The organism is Pseudomonas sp. NPDC099000 (assembly GCF_044759925.1).
In the GTDB taxonomy this organism is placed as follows: Bacteria; Pseudomonadota; Gammaproteobacteria; order Pseudomonadales; family Pseudomonadaceae; genus Aquipseudomonas.
On sequence record NZ_JBIWAF010000010.1, the window covers coordinates 70,337 to 96,711 of the forward strand.

Genomic DNA, 26,375 nt, shown 5'->3' on the forward strand with positions numbered 1-26,375 from the left:
CTCCTAGAGCGGGCTGACGAAGCGGTTGTCGATCAGGTCGTCATTGCTGACGTTGTAGGGCTTGCCCTGCAATTCGCTGGCGGTTTCGTTCGCCAGTTTGATCAGCTGTGCGCTATCGCCCGGTTTGCCCGGCGAGCCCAGGAGTTTTTCACTCATGGCTTGATCGTAGAAGCGCACGCCTTGCGCGGCGGCGGCCAGCTCCTTCGGATCGGCGAGGTAACCGCCAACGCCCTTGGCCATGATTTTGTAGGCTTCTTCCGGATGGTCCTTGGTGTACTGAACCGCCTTGTACAGACCGGCCACCAACGCCTTGACGTCTTCCGGCTGTTTCTCGATGACCGTGCAGTTGAGCGCGACCACGTCGACAATCACTCCCGGCGTACTGCTGCTGTCGATCAGCACTTTGCCCTGCTGCTTGTTGCGGACCATCGACAGGTGCGGTTCCCACGTTACGGCCGCCGGCACACGACCGGCGATGAACGCGGTGGCGGCGTCGTCAGCCGTCATGTTCTGCACGGTGATGTCGCTCATGCTCATGCCGTGTTTTTTCAGCAGGTACGACAGCCAGAACTGCGAGGTCGACCCTTCGTTCACCGCCACGGCTTTGCCTTTCAGCTCCTGCAGACTTTTGACGTCCTTGCCGACCAGAACACCGTCGCCACCATGGCTGTCATCCAGTGCGGCCACCGCTTTGAAGCAGAATTGCGGACGGTACTTGAGCACTTCGTCGATGGTCGACGCCGAGCCCGACAATTCGCCCGAGGCTTGCGCGGCCATGTACATCGAAGCTTCTTCGACGACGGGCAATTCGACGTTCAAACCGTTTTCCTTGAAATAGCCCAGGTCCCGAGCCAGGTAGAGCGTGCCGTAACCGACCCACGTGGTGTGGCCGATAGAGAGGGTGCCGGCCTGGGCGCTGGTAGCGACCGTCGCGGCGATGGCGGTGACCGCCAGTGGATGTGCGAAACGGGTAAGCAAGGACTTGATCATGGAGCACTCCCAAAGCTGTTGATTTAGTTTTGTCATGGGCAGTACGGCCAGCGGCCTTGGAGAAGAGCTGCCACCTGAGGTCTCTGATGGACCTTTCGGTGAGCAGCGTTTGGCTGACTGGCGAAGTCGATGTTGGACCAGAGGCGGGGATAGGAAAATCAGGAAATATGTCGTTGGGAGTGATGAAAAAACTGGGTAGCGTGCGCCGTAAAAGGGCGGGATTGGCGGGGGTGCACGGGGTGGGTGCAAAACATGAAATGCGTGTTGAATCGGCAATAGCTTTCGCGGGCAAGCCTCGCTCCTACAGGGTTTATGTCGGCCTCAGAATTGGGCACGACACATAACCTGTAGGAGCGAGGCTTGCCCGCGAAGAGGCCAGCAAGAACTCTACAAGATCAAAGTCGGCCGTATTCCTGAGCCGTACGATCAACCGCTTTCAAGGTCTTGCCGACGAGTTCATCAACCTCTTCCCTACTGGCAATCAACGCCGGCGCCATGATCATCCGCCCCAACGTCGAGCGAATGATCACCCCTTCCTCAAAGCCGATCGTGCGGCAACGCCAGGCAATGTCGTTTTCATTGGCAAAGCGCTTGCGACTGGTTTTGTCTTCAGCCAATTGCAGCGCCGCCACCATGCCGACACCCTGAATATCGCCCACCAACGGGTGATTGCCGAACACCTCGCGCAAGCACTGTTGCAGGTACGGCCCGATGTCATCCTTGACCCGCGTTACCACGCCTTCATCGCGCAACGCCGTGAGGTTGGCGATGGCCACCGCCGCCGCCACCGGGTGCCCGGAGTAGGTCAAACCGTGGGCAAACACCCCGCCCTGCTCCACCAGTACCTGAGCCATTTTCTTCGACAGAATCAGACCGCCCATGGGGATGTAACCCGAGGTCAAACCCTTGGCGATCGACAGCGTGTCTGGCTCGAAACCGAAGTGCTCGTGGGCGAACCATTCGCCGGTGCGACCGAAGCCACCGATCACTTCATCGGCGCACAACAGCACGTCGTATTTACGGCAAATCCGCTGAATTTCCGGCCAGTAACTTTCGGGTGGGAAGATCATCCCGCCCGCGCCCTGGAACGGTTCGGCGATAAACCCGGCGACCTTGTCCGCGCCAAGCTCGAGAATCTTCGCTTCCAGTTGCTGCGCCGCCCGCAGGCCGAATTCCGCCGGGGTCAGGTTGCCCTCGTGGGCGAAAAAGTACGGCTCGTCGATGTGCTCAATGTCGGGAATCATGCCGCCCATTTCGTGCATGAACTTCATGCCACCGAGCGCCGTCGCCGCCAGTGTCGAGCCGTGGTAACCGTTCCAGCGACCGATCATGATTTTCTTCTCGGGCTTGCCGAGGATCGTCCAGTAACGGCGCACGGTGCGGATCAGCACTTCGTTGGCCTCGGAGCCTGAATTGGTGTAGATCGCGTGGCTGTAGTGCCCCGGCAACAGGCTGAACAGCAGCTCCGAGAGCTCGATCACCTGCGGGTGGGTGGTGTGGAAAAACATGTTGTAGTACGGCAACTGCTCCAGCTGCCGGGTCGCGGCGGCAGCCAGGTCCTTGCGCCCGTAACCGAGGTTGGTGCACCACAGCCCGGACATGCCGTCGAGGTAACGCCGACCATCGTTGTCCCACAGGTGCAGGCGCTCGCCACGGACCATCACCCGAGGCCCTTCATCGTTGAGCGCTTTTTGATCGACGAATGCGTGGATGTGGTGCGCAGCGTCGGCGGCCTGGTAGTCGCGGGTTTCACGTGGTGTGGTCATCGCCAGTTCTCCGTTTTGTTATGAGCGGCTGTTATGAGCGCAGCTGAAACCAAGTGGTCTTCAACTGGGTGTATTTATCGAATGAATGCAGCGACAGGTCGCGGCCGAAACCGGATTGTTTGCCGCCGCCGAAAGGCACGGTCACGTCCAGCGCATCGACGCTGTTGACCGACACCGTGCCCGCTCGCAATTGTCGCGCCACGCGGTGGGCGCGGTTGAGGTCGTCGGTCCACAGCGAGGCGGCCAATCCGTAGACGCTGTCGTTGGCCAGTTGCAAGGCGTGGGCCTCGTCATCGAACGCCGTGACCGCCAGCACCGGGCCGAACACTTCCTCGCGAAACAGCGGCATGTCCGGGCTCACGCCGGTAAATATCGTCGGCTGAATGAAGTTGTCGGAACCGTTGAAAATCGACTGTCGACCGCCACACACCTTGGTCGCGCCCAGGCGTTCGGACTGCTGGATGAACTTCATGATGCGCGCGGTCTGGCGGCTGTCGACAATCGCCCCGGCGCGGCTCGACGGGTCCAGCGGATCACCCGGTTGCCAGCGCTCGGCTTGTGTCTTGAGGCGTTCCACGAATTCGTCATGGATCGAACGCTGCACCAGCAAACGCGAATTGGCCGAGCAAACTTCGCCCTGATTGAAGAAGATCCCGAACGCGGCTTTCTCGGCGGCCAGGTCCAGGTCCTGGCAATCGGCGAACACCAGATTGGCGCTCTTGCCGCCGCACTCGAGCCACACCTGTTTCAGGTTCGATTGCGCGGAGTACTGCATAAAATATTTGCCCACTTCCGTGGAGCCGGTGAACACCAGGCAATCGACGTCCGGGTGCAAACCGAGGGCTTTGCCGGTCTGCTCGCCGAGGCCCGGCAGCACGTTCAGCACGCCGGGCGGCAGGCCGGCCTCCAGCGCCAGTTCAGCCAGCCGCAGGGCGGAAAACGGTGATTGCTCGGCGGGTTTGAGGATCACCGAATTGCCTGCGGCCAAGGCTGGCGCGAGTTTCCACGCGGCCATGTCCAGCGGGAAATTCCACGGCACCACGGCGGCGACCACACCCAGCGCTTCGCGGGTGATAGTCGCCAATACGTTCTGCGCACTCGGGGCAATCTGGTCGTAGAGTTTGTCGAGGCTTTCGGCGTACCAGCGAAACACCCCGGCCGCGCCCGGCACGTCGATGTTGTAGGCATCCATCACCGGCTTGCCCATGTTCAGCGAGTCGAGCAGCGCCAGTTCTTCGCGGTGGGTCATGATCAGATCCGCCAGACGCAGCAATACTTGCTTGCGTTCACCCGGCGAACGCGCCGACCAGGTTCCGGCCTCGAACACTCCCCGCGCATTGCTTACCGCCGCGTCCACCTCTTCAGCACCGCAAGCGGCCACGTCAGCCAGGCGCTGACCCGTGGCGGGGTTGATCGCCGTGAAGGTCTGCCCCGACTGCGCGGAACGGGGTTTGCCGTCGATCACGGCCAGATCGGGAAACCGCAGCGCAGCGGCTTTGTTTTGCCAATATGCAAGCTCGAACACGTTCAGATGCTCCAAGGGCTTTTCTTGTGTCTGGATGGTGGCCCAGGCCCGAGTCCAGTAAAAATAGTAAAAATGTCTTCGCAGACCATGAAAAAACTGGGCAGCCAATCTCCCCGGTTGTGCGGTATGTGGTTATTGTTCAAACACAACAACACCGTCGTCAGAACGGATGCAGTCGGCGCAAAAATTGCCTGGATGTCGAGTCCATCCACCCCGAGGTTTGCCGTGGCTGCCTACAACCTGCGTCAATTGAAATACTTCATCACCACCGTCGAATGCGGCAGCGTCGCCGAGGCCTCGCGCAAGCTGTACATCGCGCAGCCGGCGATCTCCACGGCGATCAAAGGCCTGGAGGACAGCTTCGGCGTGCAACTGCTGATCCGTCATCACGCCCAGGGCGTGTCCTTGACCCCCAGCGGCGCACGCTTCTACCGCAAGGCCCAGGAACTGTTGCGCATGGCCAAGGAGTTCGAACAGAACGCCCTCGCCGACAACGACGTGGTGGCCGGGCAAATCGATATCGGCTGCTTCGAAACGGTCGCGCCGCTGTACCTGCCGCAGTTGATTGCCGGGTTCTCGGCGCTGTATCCGGGGGTGAAAATCCGTATCCGCGACGGCGAACAGCAAGAGCTGGTGCAAGGTCTGACGTCGGGCACTTTCGACCTGGCGATCCTCTATGAACACGAGCTCGACGCCACCATTCAGACCGAACCGCTGATGCCGGCGCAACGGCCTTATGCGTTGCTGCCGGCGGACCATCGCTTCGCCCAGCTCAAGCAAGTGTCGCTGCGTGACCTGTGCCTGGAACCGATGATTCTGCTGGACGTGCAACCAAGCCGGACCTACTTCGTCAGCCTGTTCGAAGAACTGAACCTGTCGCCGAACATTGCTTTCAGTTCACCGTCGATCGAGATGGTGCGGGGGATGGTCGGGCAAGGGTTCGGCTTCTCGATCCTGGTGACGCGGCCGCATTCGGAATGCACTTACGACGGGAAGAAAGTGGTGTGTGTGGATATTGTCGAGGATGTCACTGGTTCAGGATTGGTGGCGGCGTGGCTCAAGCGCGGGCAGTTGACCAAACCTGCGCAGTTGTTTGCTGACTATTGCCGCGAACAATTGACGGCCAAGGCCGGAACCTGAGCCTGGTGGAATCCTGTGGCGAGGGGGCTTGCCCCCGTTCGGCTGCGCAGCAGTCGTAAAACCAGTGCATGCGGTGTAACTGACACACCTCGGTTGCAGATTTTGGGGCGGCTTCGCCACCCAACGGGGGCAAGCCCCCTCGCCACAGGGTTTGTGTTCAGCCCCTGGAGTTACTTGCGCGGTTTGATCCGCGCCGTCGCCTCAGCCACCAACGGATCATCCGGCCAATAGTGCTTCGGATAACGCCCCTTCAAATCCTTCTTCACCTCGGCATACGTGCTGCGCCAGAAGTTCGCCAAATCCTGCGTCACCTGCACCGGCCGCCGCGCCGGGGACAGCAGATGCAGCTTTACCACTTGCCGGCCCCCGGCAATGCGCGGGGTATCGGACAGGCCGAACAACTCCTGCAACCGCACCGCCAGAATCGGCGGCTGCTCACTGTAATCCAGACGAATCGAAGAACCCGACGGCACGCTCAGGTGATGCGGCGCCTGTTCATCCAGCCGTTGCGGCAGCGGCCATGGCAGCAGGTTGTGGACGATGCTCGACAGGTCCAGATTGGCGAAGTGGCTGAGCCGCGAGACTTTACCCAGGTACGGCATCAACCAGTGTTCGAGGCTTTTGAGTAGCGCGGCGTCGCTGACATCCGGCCACTCACTCTGCTCCTTACTGCCGAGGTCCAACTGACGCAACAACGCCACCCGCGCCTGCCACTGACGCAACTCCGGGGTCCACGGCAACAGTTCCAGACCTTTGCGTCGTACCAGATTCACCAGCGCCTGGCTGCGAGCGGTTTCGTCGAGGCCAGTCAGCGGTTCGCGGCTGAGGATCAATTCACCGACCTTGCGCTGACGTTCGGCGCGCAATACGCCTTCGCGCTCATCCCAATCCAGTTGATCGACCACGCGCACTTGCTCGGCCAGCACCGAATCGAACAACGCCGGATCAAAATCCGCCGCCAGATAAATCCGTTCCTCGCGTTGCCCCTGACGACTGCCCAGATCCGCAATCACCAACCACGCTTGCTTCATCAAACTGTCCGCTTCAGCGAACAACGCCGCACGGCCGTTCGCCAAGCGATATTCCGCGCCACCGGCCCGACGTTGCTGGGCGACGCGGTCGGGATAGGCCAACGCGAGCAGCGCGCCGAGCCAGCGCGGATGATCCGGATCGCTGACCGGCTCCGACGCTTTGCCGCGCAGGTAACCACGATACTGCCGCGCCAGTTGCCGGGCGCGTTGCACACCCCCCTGAGCACCGCGAGCCGCGCGCTCTTCGCCGGACAAAAGCACCAATCGGCTGTGCAAATCCGCTCCGGCGCCACGCAAAATGTCCCGTTCACCGAGCAATGCCGCGACATCGCAAGCCATGTCGGCTAAACCGAGCGCCTGACCGCGCAACAACAAATGCGCGATGCGCGGATGCGCCGGCAGTTCGGCCATGGCCTGACCGTGACGGGTCAGCGCTTCGCCATCCAATGCGCCCAGCCGATCAAGCAGGTCCTGAGCCTGTGCATAAGCGGCGGCGGGCGGTACGTCGAGCCACACCAATTGCGTCGGGGTCATGCCCCAGCGCCCGAGCTGCAAGGCCAGACCGGCGAGGTCGGCCGAGAGAATCTCCGCGCTGGCATAGGCCGCCAGTTGCTCGTGCTGATCCTGCGACCACAACCGATAACACACGCCCGGTTCCAGGCGCCCGGCCCGGCCGGCGCGTTGGGTGGCGCTGGCCTTGGAAATACGCTGGGTGTCGAGCCGGGTCATGCCGCTGCCGGGATCGAAACGCGGCACCCGCGCCAACCCGGCATCGATCACCACACGCACGCCGTCGATGGTCAGGCTGGTCTCGGCGATGTTAGTCGCCAGTACCACTTTGCGCTTGCCCGCCGGGGCCGGATCGATCGCCGCGCGTTGGGCGACGAGGTCCAGTTCACCGTGCAACGGGCAGAGCAGAACCTGGGGGCTCTCGCCCAACGCATCAGCCAATTGCTGATGCACGCGACGAATTTCTGCCTGCCCCGGCAGAAACACCAGCACGCTGCCGGTCTCATCATTCAAGGCTTCGAGAATCGTCTGCACCAGACGCGGCTCGATGAATTCACCGGGCTGGAACGGCCGGCCCCAGCGCATCGCCACCGGGTACATGCGGCCTTCACTGCGCAGGATCGGCGCATCATCGAGCAACCCGGCCAAGCGTTCGCCTTCGAGCGTTGCAGACATCAACAAGATTTTCAGCGGCTGATCGTCACGAAACAGCTCCCGGCCATTCAGGCTCAGGGCCAATGCCAGGTCTGCGTCGAGGCTACGCTCGTGGAATTCGTCGAAGATCAGCAGGCCAACACCTTCGAGTGCAGGGTCATCCTGCAAGCGTCGGGTGAGAATGCCCTCGGTGACCACTTCGATACGGGTCTTGGGGCCTACTTTGCTGTCCAGCCGAATGCGGTAACCGACCGTTTCACCGACCTTCTCGCCCAGCTCACTGGCCAGACGCTCCGCCGCCGCCCGCGCCGCCAAACGCCGCGGTTCAAGCATCAGAATGGTCTGCCCGGCCAGCCATGGCTCGTTGAGCAAGGCCAGCGGAACACGGGTGGTCTTACCGGCCCCCGGCGGTGCTTCGAGCACGGCTTCGTGGCGTGTAGCCAAGGCTTCACGCAGGGCGGGTAAAACTTCATCAATCGGCAAAGAAATCATGCTGGCTCCCAGACAAGCCGGGAAGTATAACGGCGAAGCTTCCAGCCCACTGCAACCGGACGATCAGAATCTAGATTTTGAAAGCTGTCCTTACGCGCTCCGCGACTTCAACCATAGTCACTCCGCGAAGTCCGATGGCTTTCATGTCCACATCCAGTGAGGGCATGACGTCCAGAAACTGCCGCAAATCCTCTGCGATGCTTTCGGGCAGATCAAACGCCGAATCCGCAGAAAGAAGGCGGGACAGCACAACAATGTCCTTCAGGTGTTTGCTGCTCTTGCGGCCAGCATTCGGCTCCGTGCACTCAGGGCGACTGAGGTTGGTCCATGCCTGTGCTTTAAGCGGGATCAGTCGATCGACTCCGATATAGGAAAGGTCTGCAGTGTCGTTGCGACCTTCGACTATGAACATGTAGTAATCCTCGTCGAGCAGAATCGCAGACAGATCGGAAACTTCACCGTCTACAGGGACAGGTGTCAGATGAGCGCCTTCTGGCAGCAATAAACCTTGAGGAACCCGTGAGAACAACTCTAGAAGCACGGGATAGCTTTCATCTGTGGGGTTACCAAATCTATAGCGCCTGGTCGGCCCATCAAGCTCGTGACGCTCCGTGTAACCGCCGCGCTTTACGAACTCCCAGAACTCGCTACCGAACACGTAATCCAAAGCTTCGATGATCAGGACGATATCCAGATCCCGGGTTGCCCGGAACGTGATGCCCGCGTCTTCAAGGGTCAGGCTGGCTGCGACACCGCCGATGAGTACATAACGATCCACATAGCCGGCGAAGGCTCCGCGAAAGGTATCCAGTCCTTTTACCATTCGATCTTCCCCATCATTTCATCCAGGCTGATCTGGACTCTGTCATCAACGTCATCCCTTAAGCTGAGGTAGAGAGACAGGGGGTCCACACTTTCTCCCGACACTGGAACACAGGTTTTGCCAAGAATGTGATCCGGAGAGTAACTCCAGATTTCGACCTCAAACGCGGGGTCATCAAATCGACCGACTTCTTTGCGGCCAGCTTCCCTGACCTCCACGTCCCACTCCTCTTTGGAAAACGCGATGATCGGTATCGGGGGCTCCCCGAGCATCGACGTTTTGCTGAGCGCAGACAGACCAGCCGCTCTCTGCACCAAAGGGGACCAATCAGAGTACGTCACCCGTTTCACCGGGTTTTGCAACGCTGGAAGGGCCTTTTTCCAGATAACTTCAGGCGCCGCTACAAAGCGCCAGCGAGGTGGTTTGTCATTCGAGGCGGGCTCTATCAATCCAAACGATTGAAACTCTTTCATCGCTCTGGACATTGTCATTTTCGAGTACACCTCGCCCCCCACCAGGTCTCCACCTCGAAAGGTAAAACCCTTGTCCCACCCTTGAGTGATGGCCGCGATAAGCAATGCCTGGCTCGCCGGGCCCATGACTTGTTTATCGACTTGCCTGCTGCGAAAAAACTCTCGCAGATCCATTCCAAGCTGTGGAGCGAAGAGTTGATTGCCGGGCACTACAAACTGCACCTCAGACTCGATGAGGCGTTTTCGTTCATATGATTTGAGTGCACCGGTCGCATAGAGGATCGGATGATCCACCATTTTTTGCAGAACTTCGATGTGCTTGCGGATCGTCGCAACGTTTTCGAAAGGCTCGTGAGCAAGCAATACGAGGCATTGCCGGTCGTAGAGCGTCACGATGTCGAAGGCGTATTCGTCCAAGAGGTAAAAGGGCAAACCCTTGGTTTTCCCCCAGCGCTTGATCTCGGGTTTAGTCCCGAAAATCGATTCGAAGTAATCTTGAACGTCTTGCCTGCTGGTCTTCATACTTCGGCGCCTGATAACACGTTTAAGGCACAGTAACAGTACGAATGTTACTGTTCAATAATTGCGTTACAAGCCTACAGGATCAGTGTACTTCGAGCACAGCTTCGCGGCGTGTCGCCAAGGCTTCACGCAGCGCGGGTAAAACTTCATCAATCGGCAGAGAAATCATGCTGGCTCCAAAACAGAGCCGCGAGTATAACGGCGAACTGCTTGGCGTTAATCACAGTCCTAATTCATATAGACGCCCCTTCGTTTACCAGATGACCCAGGAGATTTCCTATGCGTGTTCCCTTTCGCCTGATTGGCGGTGTTTTGGTCGCCACCCTGCTCACCCAGGTGACCGCTTGCGGATCTATTTTCTACCCTGATCGTCGGGGGCAAATTGACGGCAAGATCGACCCGGCCATTGCAGCGCTGGATGCCGTGGGCCTGCTGTTCTACATCATCCCCGGCCTGATCGCGTTTGCCGTCGACTTCGCCACCGGGGCGATTTACTTCGAGCCTGGCCACACGGCCCAGGTCGCCCCGGAAAAACTCAAGGAAGCGATCGGTGCTGACGGCAAGGTCGATAACCACAAGCTGCAGACCATTCTCGAAACCGAGCTGGGCCGCAGCTTCCCGCTGGACGACCCACGCCTGATCCAGCAAAAGGGCAGCGCTCAGCAACTGGCCATGTTCGGCCTGCAACCCGCCGCGTAATCCGTGCACGTAAAGGAACGGCCACCCCTATGATTTCCAGCTCCGAACACGCCCGCCTGCTGCGGCTGGCGACCCGTGCCTCGGTGGCGGTGGCGTGTACGCTGATCGTCGCCAAAGCCATCGCCTGGTGGCTGAGCGGTTCGGTGAGCATGCTCGCCGGGTTGACCGACTCGGCGCTCGACGGCGTCACCTCCTTGCTTAATTTGCTGGCGGTGCATTACGCCTTGCGCCCGGCCGATGACGATCACCGTTACGGGCATGGCAAGGCCGAGTCGCTGGCGGGCATGGCTCAAGCGCTGTTCATTGGCGGCAGTGCGGTGCTGATTGCCTTGCAGGCGATCGAGCGGCTGAAACATCCGGAACCGGTGGGCGCGCCGTGGATCAGCATCGGGGTGATTGTGTTTTCCCTGGCGCTGACCCTGGCGTTGCTGATGTTGCAACATCGGGTGGTCAAGGCCACCGGTTCCAACGCGGTGCGCGCCGACGCCCTGCACTACCGCTCGGACATGCTGCTCAATGGCAGCATTCTGGTGGCGCTGGTGTTGGCCGGGTTTGGCTGGCATCAGGTCGACCCTTGGTTCGGCCTTGGAATCGCCGGGTATATTTTCTGGAGCGCCATTCAGATCGCCCGGGAAAGTTTTACGGTGCTGATGGATGAAGAACTGCCGCCGGATGTGAGCCAGCACATGCTCGAACTGGCCTGCGGCGTCCCGGGTGTTTTGGGCGCGCATGACCTGCGCACGCGGATTTCCGGCAACCAGTGGTTCGTGCAATTGCACCTGGAATTACCGGGGGACCTGACCCTGTCAGTCGCTCACGGCATCAGCGATCAGGCCGCCGATGCGATTCACGCCGCCTACCCGCGAGCCGAAGTGTTGGTGCACGCCGACCCGCAGGAAGTCGTGCTGGCCGCCAGGACTCAGAAGGAAACCTGATAACCGCGACTGCTCAGGCAACTGCCCTGGGCCTGACGGTAGGCTTGTACCACCGACGGGTCTGGCTGGTAGGTGGCCGTCCGTGGATTGAAGCCACTTTGCTGCACCGCGTATTGATAACACTCGAAACCGTCCTGATTGACCTGTTCCGGCGACTGACCGTTGGCCGGATACGCCTCCACGTCGTAGCTATTACTGACCGGCTGCGGCTGCGCTTGCACCGGCGGCTCGACCACCACGTAATCCTGGGTGTTTTCCTGATAGGCGTAATAGGAACCGGCCGCCAGGAACAGCAGCGCCCCGCCGATCCACACCTCACGCGCGTAGTCAGGCAAGTAGCTGACTCGAATCCCGCGAGGCGGTTGAACCACCACATAACGCGGGCCTTGCGGGCGATACCAGTAGCCGCCGGAATAGAAATAATCCCGACCGCCATAAGGCACGCGGTAGTCACGGTCCGGGAAGCGGTCGATCACATGACCCGGGCGATATTGCGGGCCGGGGCCCCAGCCATTACCGTGCCCATCCGGACGACCCGCCCAACGGCGATCATCGGGACGCGGGCCATTGTTCTGCCAATGCTGGTTGTAATTGTTGCGCTGTGGATTGTCCTGATAGTAACCACGCTGTGGCTGCTGGGTCTGGCGCACGGTGTCAGGCCGCCCCTGAATCGGCAGGTCATTGGCCGGCAGCTGAGGTGGCGGTGGCGGTGATCGAACCGGATTGTTGTAGTTGGGCGGCTGACGGTTCTGCCACTGGCCGTTGTTCTGATTCTGGCCGTTGTGCTCGAACTGGCGGCTGTTGTCGCCACGAATGATGTCGTTGTTCTGCGGGCGCGGCTGATTATTGCCGCCATGCCCCTGATTGTTGCCCTGATGGCCGTCCGATCCACGCTGCCCGTCATCGGGGCCACGGTTTTGCTGATCATCGGCCAGCGATTGCGCAGTGACACTGACACACAGCAAACCAACACCGGCCAAACGCCAGATGCGCGACTTCATGCTTTTCCTCACTGCGGGTTAGGGCCTGTACGTAAGACTGGGAAAGTACAGGGCGGTTCTGCAACAGGTTATCAGTCGCGCAACTTATTTATTGAGGGCAGTCCTCAAATTCCAGGCAAAAGAAAAGGGAGACCCGTCGGCCTCCCTTTGAGAACTTCGTCCGTGCTCGACGCTTATGACGTCGGCTCACCTCACGCCGTCTTCTGGACAGTGTGTAGCTCGGGGGCCGGCACATCCCCGGTGGGGGTGGCGGCCGCCGCTGGCCTGATTGGGCGAGCGGCTGTGGACTGTTTGTCCGAGCAGTGATTCTGGTGATAAGAATAGGCCGCAGGCGCCGGCAGAGGATTGCGAAGATTGCTCAATTAAACATCACTTGCGCAATTTTTAACCCTGGATAGATAATCTGCCGCAATAGTTATGACAAAGGCCTGATTGATGAGCAAACTCGACCGATACGACTTGAGCATTTTGGCGGAATTGCAGCGCGACGCGCGCATCTCCAACCAGGAGCTGGCCGAACGCATCGGCCTGTCGCCTTCGCCTTGCTCGCGCCGGGTCAAGCAACTGGAAGACGACGGCTACATCACCCGCCAGGTGGCGTTGCTGGACCGCAAGATGCTCGGTTTGAGCCTCACGGCTTACGTGCTGATCGGCATGGACCGACATACGCCGGAGCGTTTCGAGAACTTTGAAGCCGCGATCCGCACGTTGCCGCAGGTGCTGGAATGCAGTTTGGTCACGGGGATGGATGCGGATTATCAGCTCAAGGTTGTGGTGCCGGACATGGACCACTACCAGAAATTGTTGCTGGGGCATTTGACCCGGATTGAAGGGGTGACGAGCGTGCGGTCGAGTTTTGTGTTGAATCAGGTGTTGAACAGCACTGAGTTGCCGCTTACTCATCTGCGCGGCTGAACCATTCCCCGCGCTGATCGTTCCCACGCTCTGCGTGGGAATGCCGCCATGGACGCTCCGCGTCCGCTGTGGATCGTGACGCAGAGCGTCACAGGATGCATTCCCACGCAGAGCGTGGGAACGATCACTATCAGGGCGACGAATAGCTGCGACACACTGCCGCAGGTCAATCCTCGACCACTCCCCCATGCCGTATACTCCAGCGCCTTTTAGCCCCGTCCGCGCTGGAGATGTTCGATGGATCCTGCAGTATTCGAAGAGTGGATGATGACCGGCCTGGTCAGCATCCTGATCATTTTCATGGGTTTCATCGTTTGGGACCTGGCGAAGAAGTCCAAGGCCGGGCGCTTTGGCTCGTTCATTCTGTTTTCCGTACTCGGCCTGGGCGTGGCCGCGTTCGTGATCAAAAGCGTGGTGATCGGCCTGATCGAATCCGGCTCGTTATAAACGCGCCGGCACTTCCTTCCACTGGCCCTGATCAAGCCCTTCGATCGACCAGTCGCCGATTTTGACCCGCACCAGGCGCAACGTCGGCAAGCCGACCGCCGCGGTCATGCGCCGTACCTGACGGTTGCGCCCCTCGCGAATCACCAATTCCAGCCAGCTGGTTGGCACACTTTTGCGAAAGCGCACCGGGGGATTGCGTGGCCACAACTCGGGTTCATCCAGTTGCCGCGCCTCGGCAGGCAAGGTCATGCCGTCGTTGAGTTCGACGCCGTCACGCAAGCGCTGCAACTGCTCGGCGCTCGGTTCGCCCTCCACTTGCACCCAATAAGTCTTGGCCAGCTTGTATTTCGGGTCGGCGATCCGCGCTTGCAGCTGGCCATCGTTGGTCAGCAGCAGCAAACCTTCGCTATCACGGTCCAGCCGTCCTGCCGGGTAAATCCCGGGAATCTCGATGTAATCCTTGAGCGTCGCCCGCCCTTCGCCGTCGCTGAACTGCGTCAGCACATCGAACGGTTTGTTGAACAGGATCAGCTTCGGCTCGGCCGGCGGTGCTTTGGCGACACGGCGCGGGGCTGAGGAGGATGGCGTTGGCTTTGCGCCAGGGCGGCGGGAAACGGGACGTTGGGGACGAGACATGGGAAAAGGAACATCTAACGGTCAGGGCTGCCAATGCTAGTGCCCTGACCGTTAAATGACCATCTCGCAATCAGCGGAACGGCGGCTCGTCGAAGCTACGCAGTTTGCGCGAATGCAGCGAGTTGAGTTCGGTGCGCAATAGATCCACCGCCTCGATGCCGATCTTCAAGTGCTGGCTGACCGCGCGCTCATAGAAGGCGTTGGCCGAACCTGGCAGCTTGATTTCGCTGTGCAGCGGTTTGTCCGAGACGCAGAGCAACGTGCCATAGGGCACCCGCAAGCGATAGCCCTGGGCCGCGATGGTGCCGCTTTCCATGTCCACCGCCACGGCGCGAGACAGGTTGATCAGCGGACGCTCCTGAGCCCAGCGCAATTCCCAGTTACGGTCGTCGTAGGTCAGCACGGTGCCGGTGCGCAGGCGTTTCTTCAGTTCGTCGCCTTTCTCGCCGGTGATGTTGGCGGCCGCTTGCTGCAACGCCATCTGCACTTCGGCCAGGGCTGGAATCGGAATATTCGGCGGCACCACCCGATCGAGAATCCCGTCACGACGCATATAAGCGTGAGCCAGCACGTAGTCGCCAATGGTCTGCGACTGACGCAGACCGCCACAGTGACCAATCATCAGCCAGCAATGTGGACGCAGCACTGCCAAATGGTCGGTGATGTTCTTGGCGTTGGAAGGGCCGACGCCGATATTCACCAATGTCACGCCATGGCCATCGCTGGCAATCAGGTGATAGGCCGGCATCTGATAGCGGTGCCAGACCACACCGGCGGCAATCGCCGAGGCTTCGCCGTGGTCCATGCTCTTTTCGATGATCACGTTGCCCGGCAGGACCATGCGCACGAAACGCGGATCGCTGCGCAACTGTTCCAGGCCATGGACGATGAACTGGTCAACGTAGCGGTGGTAGTTGGTCAGCAGAATCCATGGCTGCACATGACGCCAGTCGCTGCCGGTGTAATGCACCAGACGGCGCAGGGAGAAATCCACCCGTGCAGCATCGAACAGGGCCAGGGGCAGGGGGTCGGTGTTTTCCCAATCGTACAGACCATCGGCAATGCCGTCGGTGGCAGCGGACAGGTCGGTACTCGGGAACACCCGCGCCAGCGTGGCAGCGGTGACGCCGGAACCGGCCAGCTCATCGCCCTGCTCGACCACGTACGGATAAGGAATGTTTTGCTGGCTGATGCCGACTTCCACCGTGACGGTGAAGTCGTGCATCAACGGCACCAGTTGTTCCAGCAAGTATTTACGGAAGGCCGCCGGATGAGTGACGGTGACGCTGTAGGTCCCTGGCAACTGAACCTTGGCGTAGGCGCGAGTAGTCTGTGGGACTTCGCCCTGGCAGTGGTAGGTCAGACGCAGTTCGGGATAACGAAACATCGCACGCTGTTCAGCGTCCGGTTCGACTCGGTCCTTGAGATAACGCTTGAGCGCCTGGTTCAGCGCGGTGGTTGCACGATTGTGCAAGAGCGCAAGCCGGTCCACGGCTTGCTCGGCGGTTTGAACGACAATAAAAGCTTCGGTCACGATCAGCATCCTGTGTTCTGACTTGCAGAGCTTCATCTTGCCTGCATCGTCGCTTCACGGGAACAGTGGCGTGTTGGCTATATGTCACTGATAGCCCCTGTAGGAGTGAGCCTGCTCGCGATAACGGCTTGTCAGTCACATAGATGTTGGATGTGCCAACGCTATCGCGAGCAGGCTCACTCCTACAGGGGTTCTGTGTGGTTCATGCCATCGTGGTCAGAATCCTTGTGGAGTCGAGCGGGCGACGATCGCTTCAACATCCAGCCCACGCGGCAACGCGCCATACACCCGACCGGCCGAACCGAGGCGGCTGGCGATAAAGGCATCGCTGACCGCCGAGTTGCCGGCCTCCAGCAATAACTTGGCCTGAAGTCCCAACGCGATGTCTTCAGTCAGCTGCCGCGCGCGGTATTGAATGTCGCTGGTGTCCTTGAACGCCGTCTGCAACTGGCTGATGTGCGCAGCCAGGCGCTTATCGCCGTGACCATCGCCCAATTCGCTGAACAATACATCGAGCACGCCCGGTTCCTTCGACAATGCGCGCAATACGTCCAGACATTGCACGTTGCCGGAACCTTCCCACGTCGAATTGACCGGCGCCTCACGGTACAGGCGCGGGAGGATGCTTTCCTCGACATAGCCCGCGCCGCCCATGCATTCGGCGGCTTCGTTGATCATTGCGGGGGCGCGCTTGCAGATCCAGTACTTGCCCACCGCCGTCACCAGTCGGGCGAATTTGGCTTCATGGCTGTCATCCAGATGATCCAGCGCCTTGCCCATGCGCAGGCTCAAGGCCAGGGCCGCTTCGCTTTCCAGCGCCAGATCGGCAAGTACGTTCTGCATCAACGGCTGTTCGCTGAGCAACTTGCCGCCGACCATGCGATGAGCGCAGTGATGGCTGGCCTGGGTCAGCGCCTGACGCATCAGCGAGCTGGAACCGACCATGCAATCGAAGCGGGTCATCGCGACCATCTCGATGATGGTTGGAACACCGCGCCCTTCTTCGCCGACCATCCACGCCAATGCACCGCGAAATTCCACCTCGCTGGACGCGTTGGAGCTGTTGCCGAGTTTGTTCTTCAGGCGCTGGATGTAGAACTGATTGCGTGTGTCGTCCGGGCGATGCCGTGGCAACAGAAAACAGGTCAAACCCTTGTCGGTCTGCGCCAACGTCAGGAAGGCATCACACATCGGCGCGGAACAGAACCACTTGTGACCCACCAACTCATAGGCCTGGCCCGGGCCGCTGGCGCCAACCGGGTAGGCCTTGGTGGTGTTGGCCCTCACGTCGGTGCCGCCCTGTTTCTCGGTCATCGCCATGCCAATGGTGACACCGGCCTTGTGCGCTATGCCGACATTGCGTGGGTCGTATTCGGTCGAGAGGATTTTCGGCAGCCACTGCTTGGCCAGATCCGGTTGCAGGCGCATCGCCGGGACGCTGGCGAACGTCATGGTCAGCGGGCAACCACTGCCGGCTTCGGCCTGACTGTGCAAATACGTCATGGACGCGCGAGCCACATGGGCGCCGGACTGCGGATGAGCCCAAGGCAACGAGCTCAAACCGTGTTCGACCGCCGTGCGCATCAACTCGTGATACGCCGGGTGAAATTCCACCAGGTCGATGCGATGGCCGTAACGGTCATGGCTGACGAACACCGGTTTGTTCTGATTGGCCAGGAACCCTGCTTCCATCAGCGGCCCGCCGGCCAGTGCGCCATACGCGTCGATCCGCGACTCGGCCCAACCGGCCCCGAAACGCCGCGACCACTCCTGTAAAGGCAGATCGATGCGATAGAGGTTAGTGCCGTCCAGCGACGGTGGCTGGTTGGTGACTTCGTGGGTTTCGGCGAACTGATGCAGGTTCATGACGGGGCTCCTTTGGTCAGCCAAGGACTTCAGTTAAGCACCGCCCCTTGACCGAACAAAGTGTCATACCCGCCTAAATGTCGGCGCTTTCGCCTTGCCCCGGACAGAGCACCCGCCGATAGAGCGCCGCTTGCAGATCCTCGAATTTCACCGGTTTGCTCAGGTAATCGATCAAGGCTCCAGTCGGGCAGCGCTCCCGATCGGCGCTCACGGCAATCACAAACACCGGCAAGTCGGCACAGCCCGGCAAGGCGCGGATCTGGCAACAAAGGGCGGTGCCATCCAGCGTCGGCAACTGACAATCGAGCAGCACCGCATCGAAGGTTTCACGCTGCAGGAGATCAAGCGCGGCAGCGCCGCCGTCGGTAGCGCGCACCCGGAACCCGAGCTTGAGCAACATGCCACGCATCACCAATTGATTGATGCTGTTGTCATCCACCAGCAGCACCGTGCAGTCCTGGGGCAATCGAAGACGCGCAAACTCGCGTGTCATCAAGGGCACTGCCGGACGCTCGACCACGGTCAGTTCGAACTCGACATCCAACTGGAAACGGCTACCGCTGCCGGGCTCGGATCGATGGGTCAGGCGCCCGCCGAGCAATTCGACCAGTTGCCGGCAGATCGCCAGCCCTACGCCCAGGCCACCGTATTCACGGGTCATCGAGCCGTCGAGCTGGAAGAAGCGCTGATACATCGTCGCCTCTCCCAGATCGGTGAAGCCGATACCGGTGTCGATCACCGCAAACGACAACGACACCCGACCGCTTTCCACCGGTTTGCCCGTCACGCGCAGGGCCAACCCGCCGACCCGGGTAAATTTGATGGCGTTGTCCAACAAGCATTCCAGGCATTGCGCCAGCTTGGCGCTGTCGCCGTTCAAGCGATCCGGCAAACCCGGCGTCACTTCCACTTTGAAATCCAGAGACTTGCTTGAAGCATTGCCTTCGAACTGGACGCGCAAGGTCTCGACGACGCCGCGCAGGCTGAACGTTGCCGGGCTGACCTTGAGCTTGCCGGCCTGCAATTCCGTCAGGGTCAGGATGCCGTTGACCATGCGCATCATGTCCCGCGCGGAACCGGCGGCGGTTTGCTGGTATTGCTCCAGTTCCGGGTCCATCTCGATGGTCTGCATCAATTCAAGCGAACCGATCACACCGTTCATGGGCGTGCGCAGTTCGTGGGTCAGGGTGGCGAGGAATTCGTCCTTGAGCTTGTTACTGTGGGCCAGTTGCTGGTTCAGCACTTCGAGCTTCTGACCGGCATCGAACAGCGTCTGCGCCTGCTGCTCGCGCATGGCATTGATGCGGTCGGCCAGGGCCAGGGACAGCAACGCCACTTCAATGGCCGAACCGATCTGGCTGGAATACATGGTCAGGAACACGTTCGGCAGGTAACCCAACACCATCATGGTGTTGACGATGCCACCGAGCAGGAAAGCCGACCAGGCAATGATGAAATACCGCGCCACCCGCAGGCCACGCAGCCAGGCGCACAGCCCAGCGATGAAGATCACCACGGTGAAGACCAGCGCCAAGGCTGTCGCCAGACGCAAGGCCAGGGCGTAGCTGGCCATCAACGACAACCCGACAACCACCGCACTGAACGCCACCAGCGCCAACAGTAAACGGTCGAGCCAGCGACTGTGGCTGGCCGTCTGCAGGAAGCTGCGGGCGAACTGGCTGCCGAACAGTCCAGCGCAACCGATGAAGAACGGCGTCGCGGCGTTGGCCCACCACGGGTTGTCCGGCCAGAAATACTCCACGGCTGCGCCGTTCACCGACAGTTGATACAGGCCGAACGAGGCGATGTAGAAAATGTAATAGAGGTAACTGGTGTCGCGCACGCTGAGGTAGATGAACAAGTTGTAGACCAGCATCCCCAACAACACCCCATAAATCAGCCCCAGCACATAAAGGCGAACCGGCTGTTCTTCGAGGTAAGCGGTGCTCGACCACAAGGTGACGGGCGCCTGGATCGACCCTTGGCTTTGCAGGCGCAGGTACACGGTCTGCGCCTGGTCAGGGGTGAAGTTCAGATCGAACAGGTAGTTGTTCTGGCGGAGCTCGCGACTGGCGAACGGCAACGCATCGCCTGTTTGCCGGGCCAATCGGAAGTCACCGCCCGCCTCGGGCAAGTAGAGATCGAGGTGATCGAGGGGCGGATAGGCCAGTTCCAGCAGCCAGGTCCGTTGCGCCGCCGGGTTGGTCGGGCGGTAATGCAGATCGATTTTCAGCCAGAACACCGAACGTGAATAACCGGCGTTGAGGGTGGCTTTATCGTGGGCTTTGAAGTTTCCGGCCGCGGCTTGCGCACGGACATCGGCGATAGTCGCCTGACCGCCCGCGTCTTCGTACACCTGCAGGGTTCGGCCCAAGGGAAGGCTCTGGGTGAATTCATCGAACTCGACGGCGCTCGCCATGAGGGGCAAGCACAACAGCAACATCATCAAATAGCGCATTTAAGCCCCAGCGTGGCCTGTCCGGTTATCTCAGGAAGCCCCTCATTCCCTTTGAGTAGACGTAAAACCGGTATTACCTGTTATTGGTTTGGATCCACTCTAGCATAGCCGTTGATGGCCATTGAGCACCATTGAAATTTTTCCTGCAAAGGCTCTAGCACGGGCGTTCCAGCGGCATTATTAAGGTAGATCTGTTTAAACGCTCAACTCATGGCAATACCGAACCCCTGTGGCAAGGGGGCTTGTCGGATCGCCGCATCGCCCCGCTGGGGTGCGGAGCGCCCCCCTCTGCATTCGGTCGTGAACACTGCATCGCTAGGTTTCACGACTGCTGCGCAGCCGAACGGGGGCAAGCCCCCTCGCCACAATGTATCGGCAGACCCGCTGACCACTGCACCCGAAAATCGATGTTTGGTGGTAAGCTCGCGCACCATGAATATCTACAGCTCTCGCCCCGTTGTCCTCTGTCTCTCCGGCCACGACCCAAGTGGTGGCGCCGGCTTGCAGGCAGATATCGAAGCCCTGCTCGCCCAGGGTTGTCATGCGGCCCCGGCCGTCACCGCCCTGACCGTGCAAGACACGGTCAACGTCACTGACTTTCGCGTGCTCGACCGCGAGTGGGTGCTGGCCCAGGCCAATGCCGTACTCAACGATTCCGAAGTCGCCGCCGTGAAACTGGGCATGCTCGGTTCCCTGGAGATGGTCGACACCGTCGTCGAACTGCTCTCGGCGCACCCGCATTTGCCGGTGGTCTGCGACCCGGTGCTGCGTGCCGGCGGCGGCGGACGACTGGGCAAGGATGAAGTCGGCTACGCCATGCGCGAACGCCTGCTGCCCCTGTCCATCATCGCCACCCCCAACCTTCCCGAAGCCCGCATCCTCGCCGAATTGCCCGAAGGCACCGCGGACGAGTGCGCTGAAAAACTCCTGCCGTTCGTCAAACACCTGCTGATCACCGGCGGTCATGGCGACGAACACGAAATCCACAATCGCCTGTACAGCCGCGATGGCCACCGCGAAACCTTTACCTGCCAACGCTTGCCCGGCAGTTATCACGGTTCCGGTTGCACCCTGGCCAGCGCCCTGGCCGGACGCCTGGCCCAGGGTGAAAACCTCGCCAGCGCCGTACAGACCGCGCTTAACTACACTTGGCGTACCCTGCGTGACGCGGAGCAACTGGGCAAAGGCCAGTTCGTGCCGCGTCGCCTGCCGCTGGATTTCTGTTCGTAAACTTCTATTCGCACTGCGGTGAGGCTTGTCCGATGAAACTACGTGGCCTGTACGCCATTACCGACAGCCAGTTGCTGGCCGGTAAATTTCTCTCGTACGTGGAGGCGGCGCTGGAAGGCGGCGTCACCTTGCTGCAATACCGCGACAAGAGCAGCGACGAGGCCCGACGGTTGCGCGAGGCCGAAGCCCTGCGCGATCTGTGCGACCGCTACAAGACTCATCTGATCATCAACGACGACGCCGAACTGGCCGCTCGCCTGAACGTCGGCGTGCACCTGGGCCAGACCGATGGCCCGCTGACACCGGCCCGTGCGCTGCTCGGTCGTCAGGCGATCATCGGTTCAACCTGCCACGCGCAACTCGAACTCGCCGAACAAGCGGCCAAGGAAGGCGCGAGCTATGTCGCCTTCGGTCGCTTCTTCAATTCCAACACCAAACCCGGCGCACCGACGTGCAGCCTTGAACTGCTCGACCAGGCCCGCAGCAAACTGCACCTGCCGATCTGCGCGATTGGCGGCATCACCCTGGACAACGCCGCGCCGCTGGTGGCCCACGGGGTCGATCTGCTGGCGGTGGTGCATGGTCTGTTTGGCGCCGAGAGCACCGCTGAAGTGACGCGCCGTGCCCGCGCCTTTAATGAATTACTGAAAATCTGATTTGAGAGCCCGATCATGTCTCGTTCCGAAACCCTGTTTGCCAATGCCCAGAAACACATCCCCGGTGGCGTGAACTCGCCGGTTCGCGCGTTCAAAAGCGTGGGCGGTACACCTTTGTTCTTCAAACACGCCGAAGGCGCCTACGTCACCGACGAAGACGACAAGCGTTATGTTGACTACGTCGGTTCCTGGGGCCCGATGATTCTCGGCCACAGCCATCCGGACGTGCTGGACGCGGTGCGTAAACAACTGGAGCACGGCTTGTCCTACGGCGCCCCGACCGCGATGGAAACCGAGATGGCCGACCTGGTCTGCTCGATCGTGCCGTCGATGGAAATGGTGCGCATGGTCAGCTCCGGCACCGAAGCGACCATGAGCGCCATCCGTCTGGCCCGTGGTTTCACCGGCCGCGACAGCATCATCAAGTTTGAAGGCTGCTACCACGGTCACTCCGACAGCCTGCTGGTCAAGGCCGGTTCCGGCGCGTTGACCCAAGGCGTGCCGAGCTCGGCCGGCGTACCGGCGGATTTCGCCAAGCACACCCTGACTCTGCCGTTCAATGACATCGACGCGGTCGAAGCAATGCTCGCCGATGTCGGCCAGGACGTGGCCTGCATCATCGTCGAGCCGGTGGCCGGCAACATGAACTGCGTTCCACCGGCGCCAGGTTTCCTCGAAGGCCTGCGGACCCTGTGCGACAAGCACGGCGTGGTGCTGATTTTCGACGAAGTGATGACCGGTTTCCGTGTTGCCCTCGGCGGCGCACAAGCGCACTTCGGCGTGACGCCGGATCTGAGCACCTTCGGCAAGATCATCGGTGGCGGCATGCCGGTCGGCTGCTTCGGCGGCAAGCGCGAAATCATGTCGCACATCGCGCCACTGGGCCCGGTGTATCAGGCTGGCACCTTGTCGGGTAACCCGCTGGCGATGGCGGCAGGTCTGACCACTCTGCGCCTGATCAGCCGTCCCGGTTTCCACGACGAGCTGAGCGACTACACCAGCCGCTTGCTCGATGGCCTGCAACAGCGTGCCGATGCCGCGGGCATTCCGTTCGTGACCACGCAGGCCGGCGGTATGTTTGGTCTGTACTTCAGCGGTGCCGACGACATCGTGACCTTCGATGATGTGATGGCCAGTGACGCAGCATTGTTCGGTCGCTTCTTCCACTTGATGCTCGAAGGTGGCGTGTACCTGGCGCCGAGCGCTTTCGAAGCCGGCTTCACCTCGATCGCTCATGGCGAAACCGAGTTGAAACTGACGCTGGATGCCGCCGAGCGTGCATTTGCTGCATTGAGATAAACGTTGTGCCGCTGACGTTGGCGACTGCCAGCGTCAGCTTTCACCTGGATTCCCCCCTTATTCCTGTGCTTTTGCCAATAATCCCTCGTAAATGGGGCGATATTTTCCCCGCGCAGCAGAAAAACGAGTAAAGACTTTGTAAGGTTGGCCCTGCTTATTTCATAATGCGCGCTTATTGGATCCCCTCGATGGGTCCGCGCGCCCTTCAGAGGTAAGTCGATTCCCATGAACCGCACCGGCCGCGCCCTTGCACTGGGCTGCCTGTTGCTCCTTCAGCCCCTGCTCGCGCTCGCACAAGCAGGCGGCAACTCGTTGTTAATCCCAGCGATGGGTCGCTGCACCCTCAATACTCAGCCGCAAGATCTGACGCAAGCGCTCGCTGCCTGTCAGAAAGCGTCGGATGAAGGGGATGCACAAGCGCAATACGAGTTGGGTGAGTTCTACTACGACGGCAAAAACACCCCGCGCGACCTCAATAAAGCCCTGGGCTATTTCGAAAAGGCTTCGCTGCAAGGCCACGCCCAGGCGCAATTCAAACTCGGCACCATGTTCTTTCACGGCGAAGGCGTGCCGGCCAATAACGTTCAGGCGTATATCGTGCTGAAAATGGCCGCGGTCAACGGCGCTGAAGATGCGTTGGACACGGCGGATGAAGTCGCCGAGAAGATGCCGCGCGAAGATCTGGAAGTCGCTACCCAGGTGCTGGGGCAAATCTTCCGTAAATATTTGATGGAATTGCAGAGCGCCGACGGGCGTACGCCGTTTTCGCCACTGCCCTGATTAGCCCGATCCGATAGTTCCCACGCTCTGCGTGGGAATTCATCCCGTGACGCTCCGCGTCACCGACGCAGAGCGTCGAAGGCGGCATTCCCACGCAGAGCGTGGGAACGATCAGTCTGAATCTGCTTACTTCTCAGGCATCGGCATCGGAAACGGCATGACATTGCCGACCGCACCGCGGGCTTCGCTGATTTTCGGTGTGCCGAGGCGTTCCACTTCGTCGATGCGCACAATCGAATGCATCGGCACGAAACTGCGCACAACGCCTTCAAATTGAGCTTTCAACTTCTCTTCGCTCGGGTCGACGACCACTTGCGTGCGCTCGCCAAAGACGAACTCTTCCACTTCCAGAAAGCCCCACAGATCACTTTGATAGATCTGCTTGGCATACATTTCGTACACCTGGCCCTGGTTGAGGAAAATCACCTTGTAGATTGGGGCTTCACGTTTGGTCATGGCGGGCGGGCAACACATCGGGGGATAAAAATGAGGGCGCGAACTATAGCATAGCCGCCGGACGCACAGCGGTAGGAACCTAGAGACATGTTCCCTATAATGCGCGGTTCTTTGAATCACGTGATGACTGTATCCATGGCCAAGAAGCTTTACATCGAAACCCACGGTTGCCAGATGAACGAGTACGACAGCTCGCGCATGGTCGATCTGCTGGGCGAACATCAGGCCCTGGAAGTCACCGCTCGAGCTGAAGATGCCGACGTGATCCTGCTCAATACCTGCTCGATCCGCGAACGCGCCCAGGACCGGGTGTATTCCCAACTGGGCCGCTGGCGCGAACTGAAACTGGCCAACCCGGACATGGTGATTGCCGTCGGCGGTTGCGTAGCCAGCCAGGAAGGCGCCGCCATCCGCGATCGCGCACCGTATGTCGACGTGGTCTTCGGCCCGCAAACCCTGCACCGCCTCCCGGAAATGATCGACGCCGCCCGCGCCACCAAGCTGCCGCAAGTCGACGTCTCGTTCCCGGAAATCGAAAAATTCGACCATTTGCCCGAGCCACGTATCGATGGCCCGAGCGCTTATGTGTCGGTCATGGAAGGGTGCAGCAAGTACTGCACGTTCTGCGTGGTGCCTTATACCCGCGGTGAAGAAGTCAGCCGTCCGTTCGACGATGTGATTGCCGAGATCATCCATCTGGCCGAAAACGGCGTGCGCGAAGTGACGTTGCTGGGGCAGAACGTCAACGGCTATCGCGGGACCACCCACGACGGACGCCTGGCCGATCTCGCCGAGCTGATCCGCGTGGTGGCCGCCGTCGATGGCATCGATCGGATTCGCTACACCACCTCGCACCCGCTGGAGTTCTCCGACAGCCTGATTCAGGCCCACGCCGACGTGCCGGAACTGGTGAAACACCTGCACTTGCCAGTGCAATCGGGTTCGGACCGCATTCTCTCGGCGATGAAACGCAACCACACCGCGCTGGAATACAAATCCAAACTGCGCAAGCTGCGTGCTGCTGTCCCAGGGATCTGCATCAGTTCGGACTTCATCGTCGGCTTCCCGGGCGAGACCGAGAAAGACTTCGAACAGACCATGAAGCTGATCGAAGACGTCGGTTTCGACTTCTCCTACTCGTTCGTCTACAGCCAGCGCCCGGGCACCCCGGCTGCGGATCTGGCCGATGAAACGCCGGAAGAACTGAAAAAAGAACGGCTGAACGCGCTGCAACATCGCTTGAACCAGCAAGGTTTCGAGATCAGCCGACAAATGGTCGGCTCGATCCAGCGGATCCTGGTCACCGATTATTCGAAAAAAGACCCCGGCGAGCTGCAAGGCCGGACCGAGAATAACCGTATCGTCAACTTCCGCTGCGACAATCCGACCTTGATCGGCCAGTTCGCCGACGTGCACATCGACGCCGCGCAGCCGCACTCGCTGCGGGGCTCGCTGATCCAGTAACACCGCATGACTTGTAGGAGCGAGGCTTGCCCGCGAAGGCGGACTGACACTCACAGCATGAGTCGTCTGAAAT

At 60.3% G+C, this 26,375-nt stretch carries 22 protein-coding genes and 1 pseudogene; 10 read left to right on the forward strand and 13 right to left on the reverse strand.

The window, feature by feature from the left end; all coding sequences use genetic code 11:
- Nucleotides 1-3 precede the first annotated feature (3 nt).
- The 3 genes from ACIQV9_RS14725 to ACIQV9_RS14735 all read right to left on the reverse strand — a co-directional run bounded on the left by ACIQV9_RS14725 (nucleotide 4) and on the right by ACIQV9_RS14735 (nucleotide 4,281).
- Nucleotides 4-990, reverse strand: a complete 987-nt coding sequence (locus tag ACIQV9_RS14725) for an ABC transporter substrate-binding protein (protein WP_403102540.1) — start codon at nucleotides 988-990, stop codon at nucleotides 4-6.
- Between the two features lie 395 nt (nucleotides 991-1,385).
- On the reverse strand, nucleotides 1,386-2,756 hold the full coding sequence (locus ACIQV9_RS14730; RefSeq protein WP_403102543.1) for an aspartate aminotransferase family protein: 1,371 nt from the start codon (nucleotides 2,754-2,756) through the stop codon (nucleotides 1,386-1,388).
- A 31-nt stretch (nucleotides 2,757-2,787) separates the two neighbouring features.
- On the reverse strand, nucleotides 2,788-4,281 hold the full coding sequence (locus ACIQV9_RS14735) for an aldehyde dehydrogenase (protein WP_403102546.1): 1,494 nt from the start codon (nucleotides 4,279-4,281) through the stop codon (nucleotides 2,788-2,790).
- A 225-nt stretch (nucleotides 4,282-4,506) separates the two neighbouring features.
- On the opposite strand from ACIQV9_RS14735, the gene ACIQV9_RS14740 reads away from it, so the two are divergent.
- Nucleotides 4,507-5,421, forward strand: a complete 915-nt coding sequence (locus tag ACIQV9_RS14740; protein WP_109635083.1) for a LysR substrate-binding domain-containing protein — start codon at nucleotides 4,507-4,509, stop codon at nucleotides 5,419-5,421.
- Between the two features lie 170 nt (nucleotides 5,422-5,591).
- Here the strand turns inward: ACIQV9_RS14740 and hrpB are convergent, their stop codons facing one another.
- The 4 genes and pseudogenes from hrpB to ACIQV9_RS14760 form a co-directional block, all read right to left on the reverse strand.
- Nucleotides 5,592-8,108: an ATP-dependent helicase HrpB gene (hrpB, locus tag ACIQV9_RS14745; RefSeq protein ID WP_403102549.1), complete on the reverse strand. Its 2,517-nt coding sequence runs from the start codon at nucleotides 8,106-8,108 to the stop codon at nucleotides 5,592-5,594.
- Between the two features lie 70 nt (nucleotides 8,109-8,178).
- Entirely contained in the window at nucleotides 8,179-8,931 is a 753-nt protein-coding gene (locus ACIQV9_RS14750) for a hypothetical protein (RefSeq protein WP_403102551.1), read from the reverse strand.
- Complete coding sequence (locus ACIQV9_RS14755; RefSeq protein WP_403102554.1) at nucleotides 8,925-9,926, reverse strand: hypothetical protein; 1,002 nt, start codon at nucleotides 9,924-9,926, stop codon at nucleotides 8,925-8,927. The genes ACIQV9_RS14750 and ACIQV9_RS14755 overlap by 7 nt, the downstream gene beginning before the upstream one ends.
- A gap of 91 nt (nucleotides 9,927-10,017) precedes the next feature.
- A pseudogene (locus ACIQV9_RS14760) lies at nucleotides 10,018-10,095 on the reverse strand (ATP-dependent helicase); the annotation flags it as partial.
- A gap of 110 nt (nucleotides 10,096-10,205) precedes the next feature.
- On the opposite strand from ACIQV9_RS14760, the gene ACIQV9_RS14765 reads away from it, so the two are divergent.
- Both ACIQV9_RS14765 and ACIQV9_RS14770 read left to right on the forward strand, forming a co-directional pair.
- Nucleotides 10,206-10,625, forward strand: coding sequence for a polyribonucleotide nucleotidyltransferase (locus tag ACIQV9_RS14765; protein WP_403102557.1), 420 nt, complete (start codon nucleotides 10,206-10,208; stop codon nucleotides 10,623-10,625).
- A gap of 29 nt (nucleotides 10,626-10,654) precedes the next feature.
- Complete coding sequence (locus ACIQV9_RS14770; protein ID WP_403102560.1) at nucleotides 10,655-11,560, forward strand: cation diffusion facilitator family transporter; 906 nt, start codon at nucleotides 10,655-10,657, stop codon at nucleotides 11,558-11,560.
- Here the strand turns inward: ACIQV9_RS14770 and ACIQV9_RS14775 are convergent.
- Entirely contained in the window at nucleotides 11,545-12,561 is a 1,017-nt protein-coding gene (locus ACIQV9_RS14775) for a DUF6515 family protein (protein WP_403102563.1), read from the reverse strand. The two genes, ACIQV9_RS14770 and ACIQV9_RS14775, sit on opposite strands and share 16 nt — an antisense overlap.
- Nucleotides 12,562-12,996: 435 nt before the next feature.
- Between ACIQV9_RS14775 and ACIQV9_RS14780 the strand changes: the two genes are divergently transcribed.
- Both ACIQV9_RS14780 and ACIQV9_RS14785 read left to right on the forward strand, forming a co-directional pair.
- A complete protein-coding gene (locus ACIQV9_RS14780; protein ID WP_403102566.1) occupies nucleotides 12,997-13,476 on the forward strand; it encodes an Lrp/AsnC family transcriptional regulator in 480 nt (159 codons plus the stop codon).
- 237 nt (nucleotides 13,477-13,713) lie between these two features.
- Nucleotides 13,714-13,923: a DUF2788 domain-containing protein gene (locus tag ACIQV9_RS14785; RefSeq protein WP_283181783.1), complete on the forward strand. Its 210-nt coding sequence runs from the start codon at nucleotides 13,714-13,716 to the stop codon at nucleotides 13,921-13,923.
- Here ACIQV9_RS14785 and ACIQV9_RS14790 read toward each other — a convergent pair.
- The 4 genes from ACIQV9_RS14790 to ACIQV9_RS14805 form a co-directional block, all read right to left on the reverse strand.
- Nucleotides 13,918-14,559 carry a pseudouridine synthase gene (locus ACIQV9_RS14790; protein ID WP_403102570.1) on the reverse strand — a complete coding sequence of 214 codons (642 nt, stop codon included), beginning with the start codon at nucleotides 14,557-14,559 and terminating at the stop codon, nucleotides 13,918-13,920. The two genes, ACIQV9_RS14785 and ACIQV9_RS14790, sit on opposite strands and share 6 nt — an antisense overlap.
- Before the next feature lie 70 nt (nucleotides 14,560-14,629).
- Nucleotides 14,630-16,129 carry an AMP nucleosidase gene (gene amn, locus ACIQV9_RS14795; RefSeq protein WP_403102573.1) on the reverse strand — a complete coding sequence of 500 codons (1,500 nt, stop codon included), beginning with the start codon at nucleotides 16,127-16,129 and terminating at the stop codon, nucleotides 14,630-14,632.
- A gap of 180 nt (nucleotides 16,130-16,309) precedes the next feature.
- On the reverse strand, nucleotides 16,310-17,959 hold the full coding sequence (locus ACIQV9_RS14800) for an acyl-CoA dehydrogenase family protein (RefSeq protein WP_403102575.1): 1,650 nt from the start codon (nucleotides 17,957-17,959) through the stop codon (nucleotides 16,310-16,312).
- A gap of 73 nt (nucleotides 17,960-18,032) precedes the next feature.
- Nucleotides 18,033-20,417, reverse strand: a complete 2,385-nt coding sequence (locus ACIQV9_RS14805) for a 7TM diverse intracellular signaling domain-containing protein (RefSeq protein ID WP_403102578.1) — start codon at nucleotides 20,415-20,417, stop codon at nucleotides 18,033-18,035.
- A 432-nt stretch (nucleotides 20,418-20,849) separates the two neighbouring features.
- Between ACIQV9_RS14805 and ACIQV9_RS14810 the strand changes: the two genes are divergently transcribed.
- The 4 genes from ACIQV9_RS14810 (at nucleotide 20,850) to ACIQV9_RS14825 (ending at nucleotide 24,382) form a co-directional block, all read left to right on the forward strand.
- Nucleotides 20,850-21,647 (forward strand): hydroxymethylpyrimidine/phosphomethylpyrimidine kinase, encoded by a 798-nt coding sequence (locus tag ACIQV9_RS14810; protein ID WP_403102581.1) that lies wholly within the window; start codon nucleotides 20,850-20,852, stop codon nucleotides 21,645-21,647.
- 32 nt (nucleotides 21,648-21,679) lie between these two features.
- Nucleotides 21,680-22,303: a thiamine phosphate synthase gene (gene thiE / locus ACIQV9_RS14815; protein ID WP_253432425.1), complete on the forward strand. Its 624-nt coding sequence runs from the start codon at nucleotides 21,680-21,682 to the stop codon at nucleotides 22,301-22,303.
- A gap of 15 nt (nucleotides 22,304-22,318) precedes the next feature.
- Nucleotides 22,319-23,602, forward strand: a complete 1,284-nt coding sequence (hemL, locus tag ACIQV9_RS14820) for a glutamate-1-semialdehyde 2,1-aminomutase (RefSeq protein ID WP_403102583.1) — start codon at nucleotides 22,319-22,321, stop codon at nucleotides 23,600-23,602.
- 225 nt (nucleotides 23,603-23,827) lie between these two features.
- Nucleotides 23,828-24,382 (forward strand): tetratricopeptide repeat protein, encoded by a 555-nt coding sequence (locus tag ACIQV9_RS14825; protein ID WP_403102585.1) that lies wholly within the window; start codon nucleotides 23,828-23,830, stop codon nucleotides 24,380-24,382.
- 126 nt (nucleotides 24,383-24,508) lie between these two features.
- Here the strand turns inward: ACIQV9_RS14825 and ACIQV9_RS14830 are convergent, their stop codons facing one another.
- The gene (locus ACIQV9_RS14830) at nucleotides 24,509-24,838 is read right to left on the reverse strand and encodes a DUF1820 family protein (RefSeq protein WP_007894425.1); all 330 of its coding nucleotides are present in this window, start codon (nucleotides 24,836-24,838) and stop codon (nucleotides 24,509-24,511) included.
- 135 nt (nucleotides 24,839-24,973) lie between these two features.
- Between ACIQV9_RS14830 and miaB the strand changes: the two genes are divergently transcribed.
- Entirely contained in the window at nucleotides 24,974-26,302 is a 1,329-nt protein-coding gene (gene miaB, locus ACIQV9_RS14835) for a tRNA (N6-isopentenyl adenosine(37)-C2)-methylthiotransferase MiaB (protein ID WP_033049358.1), read from the forward strand.
- Nucleotides 26,303-26,375 lie beyond the last annotated feature (73 nt).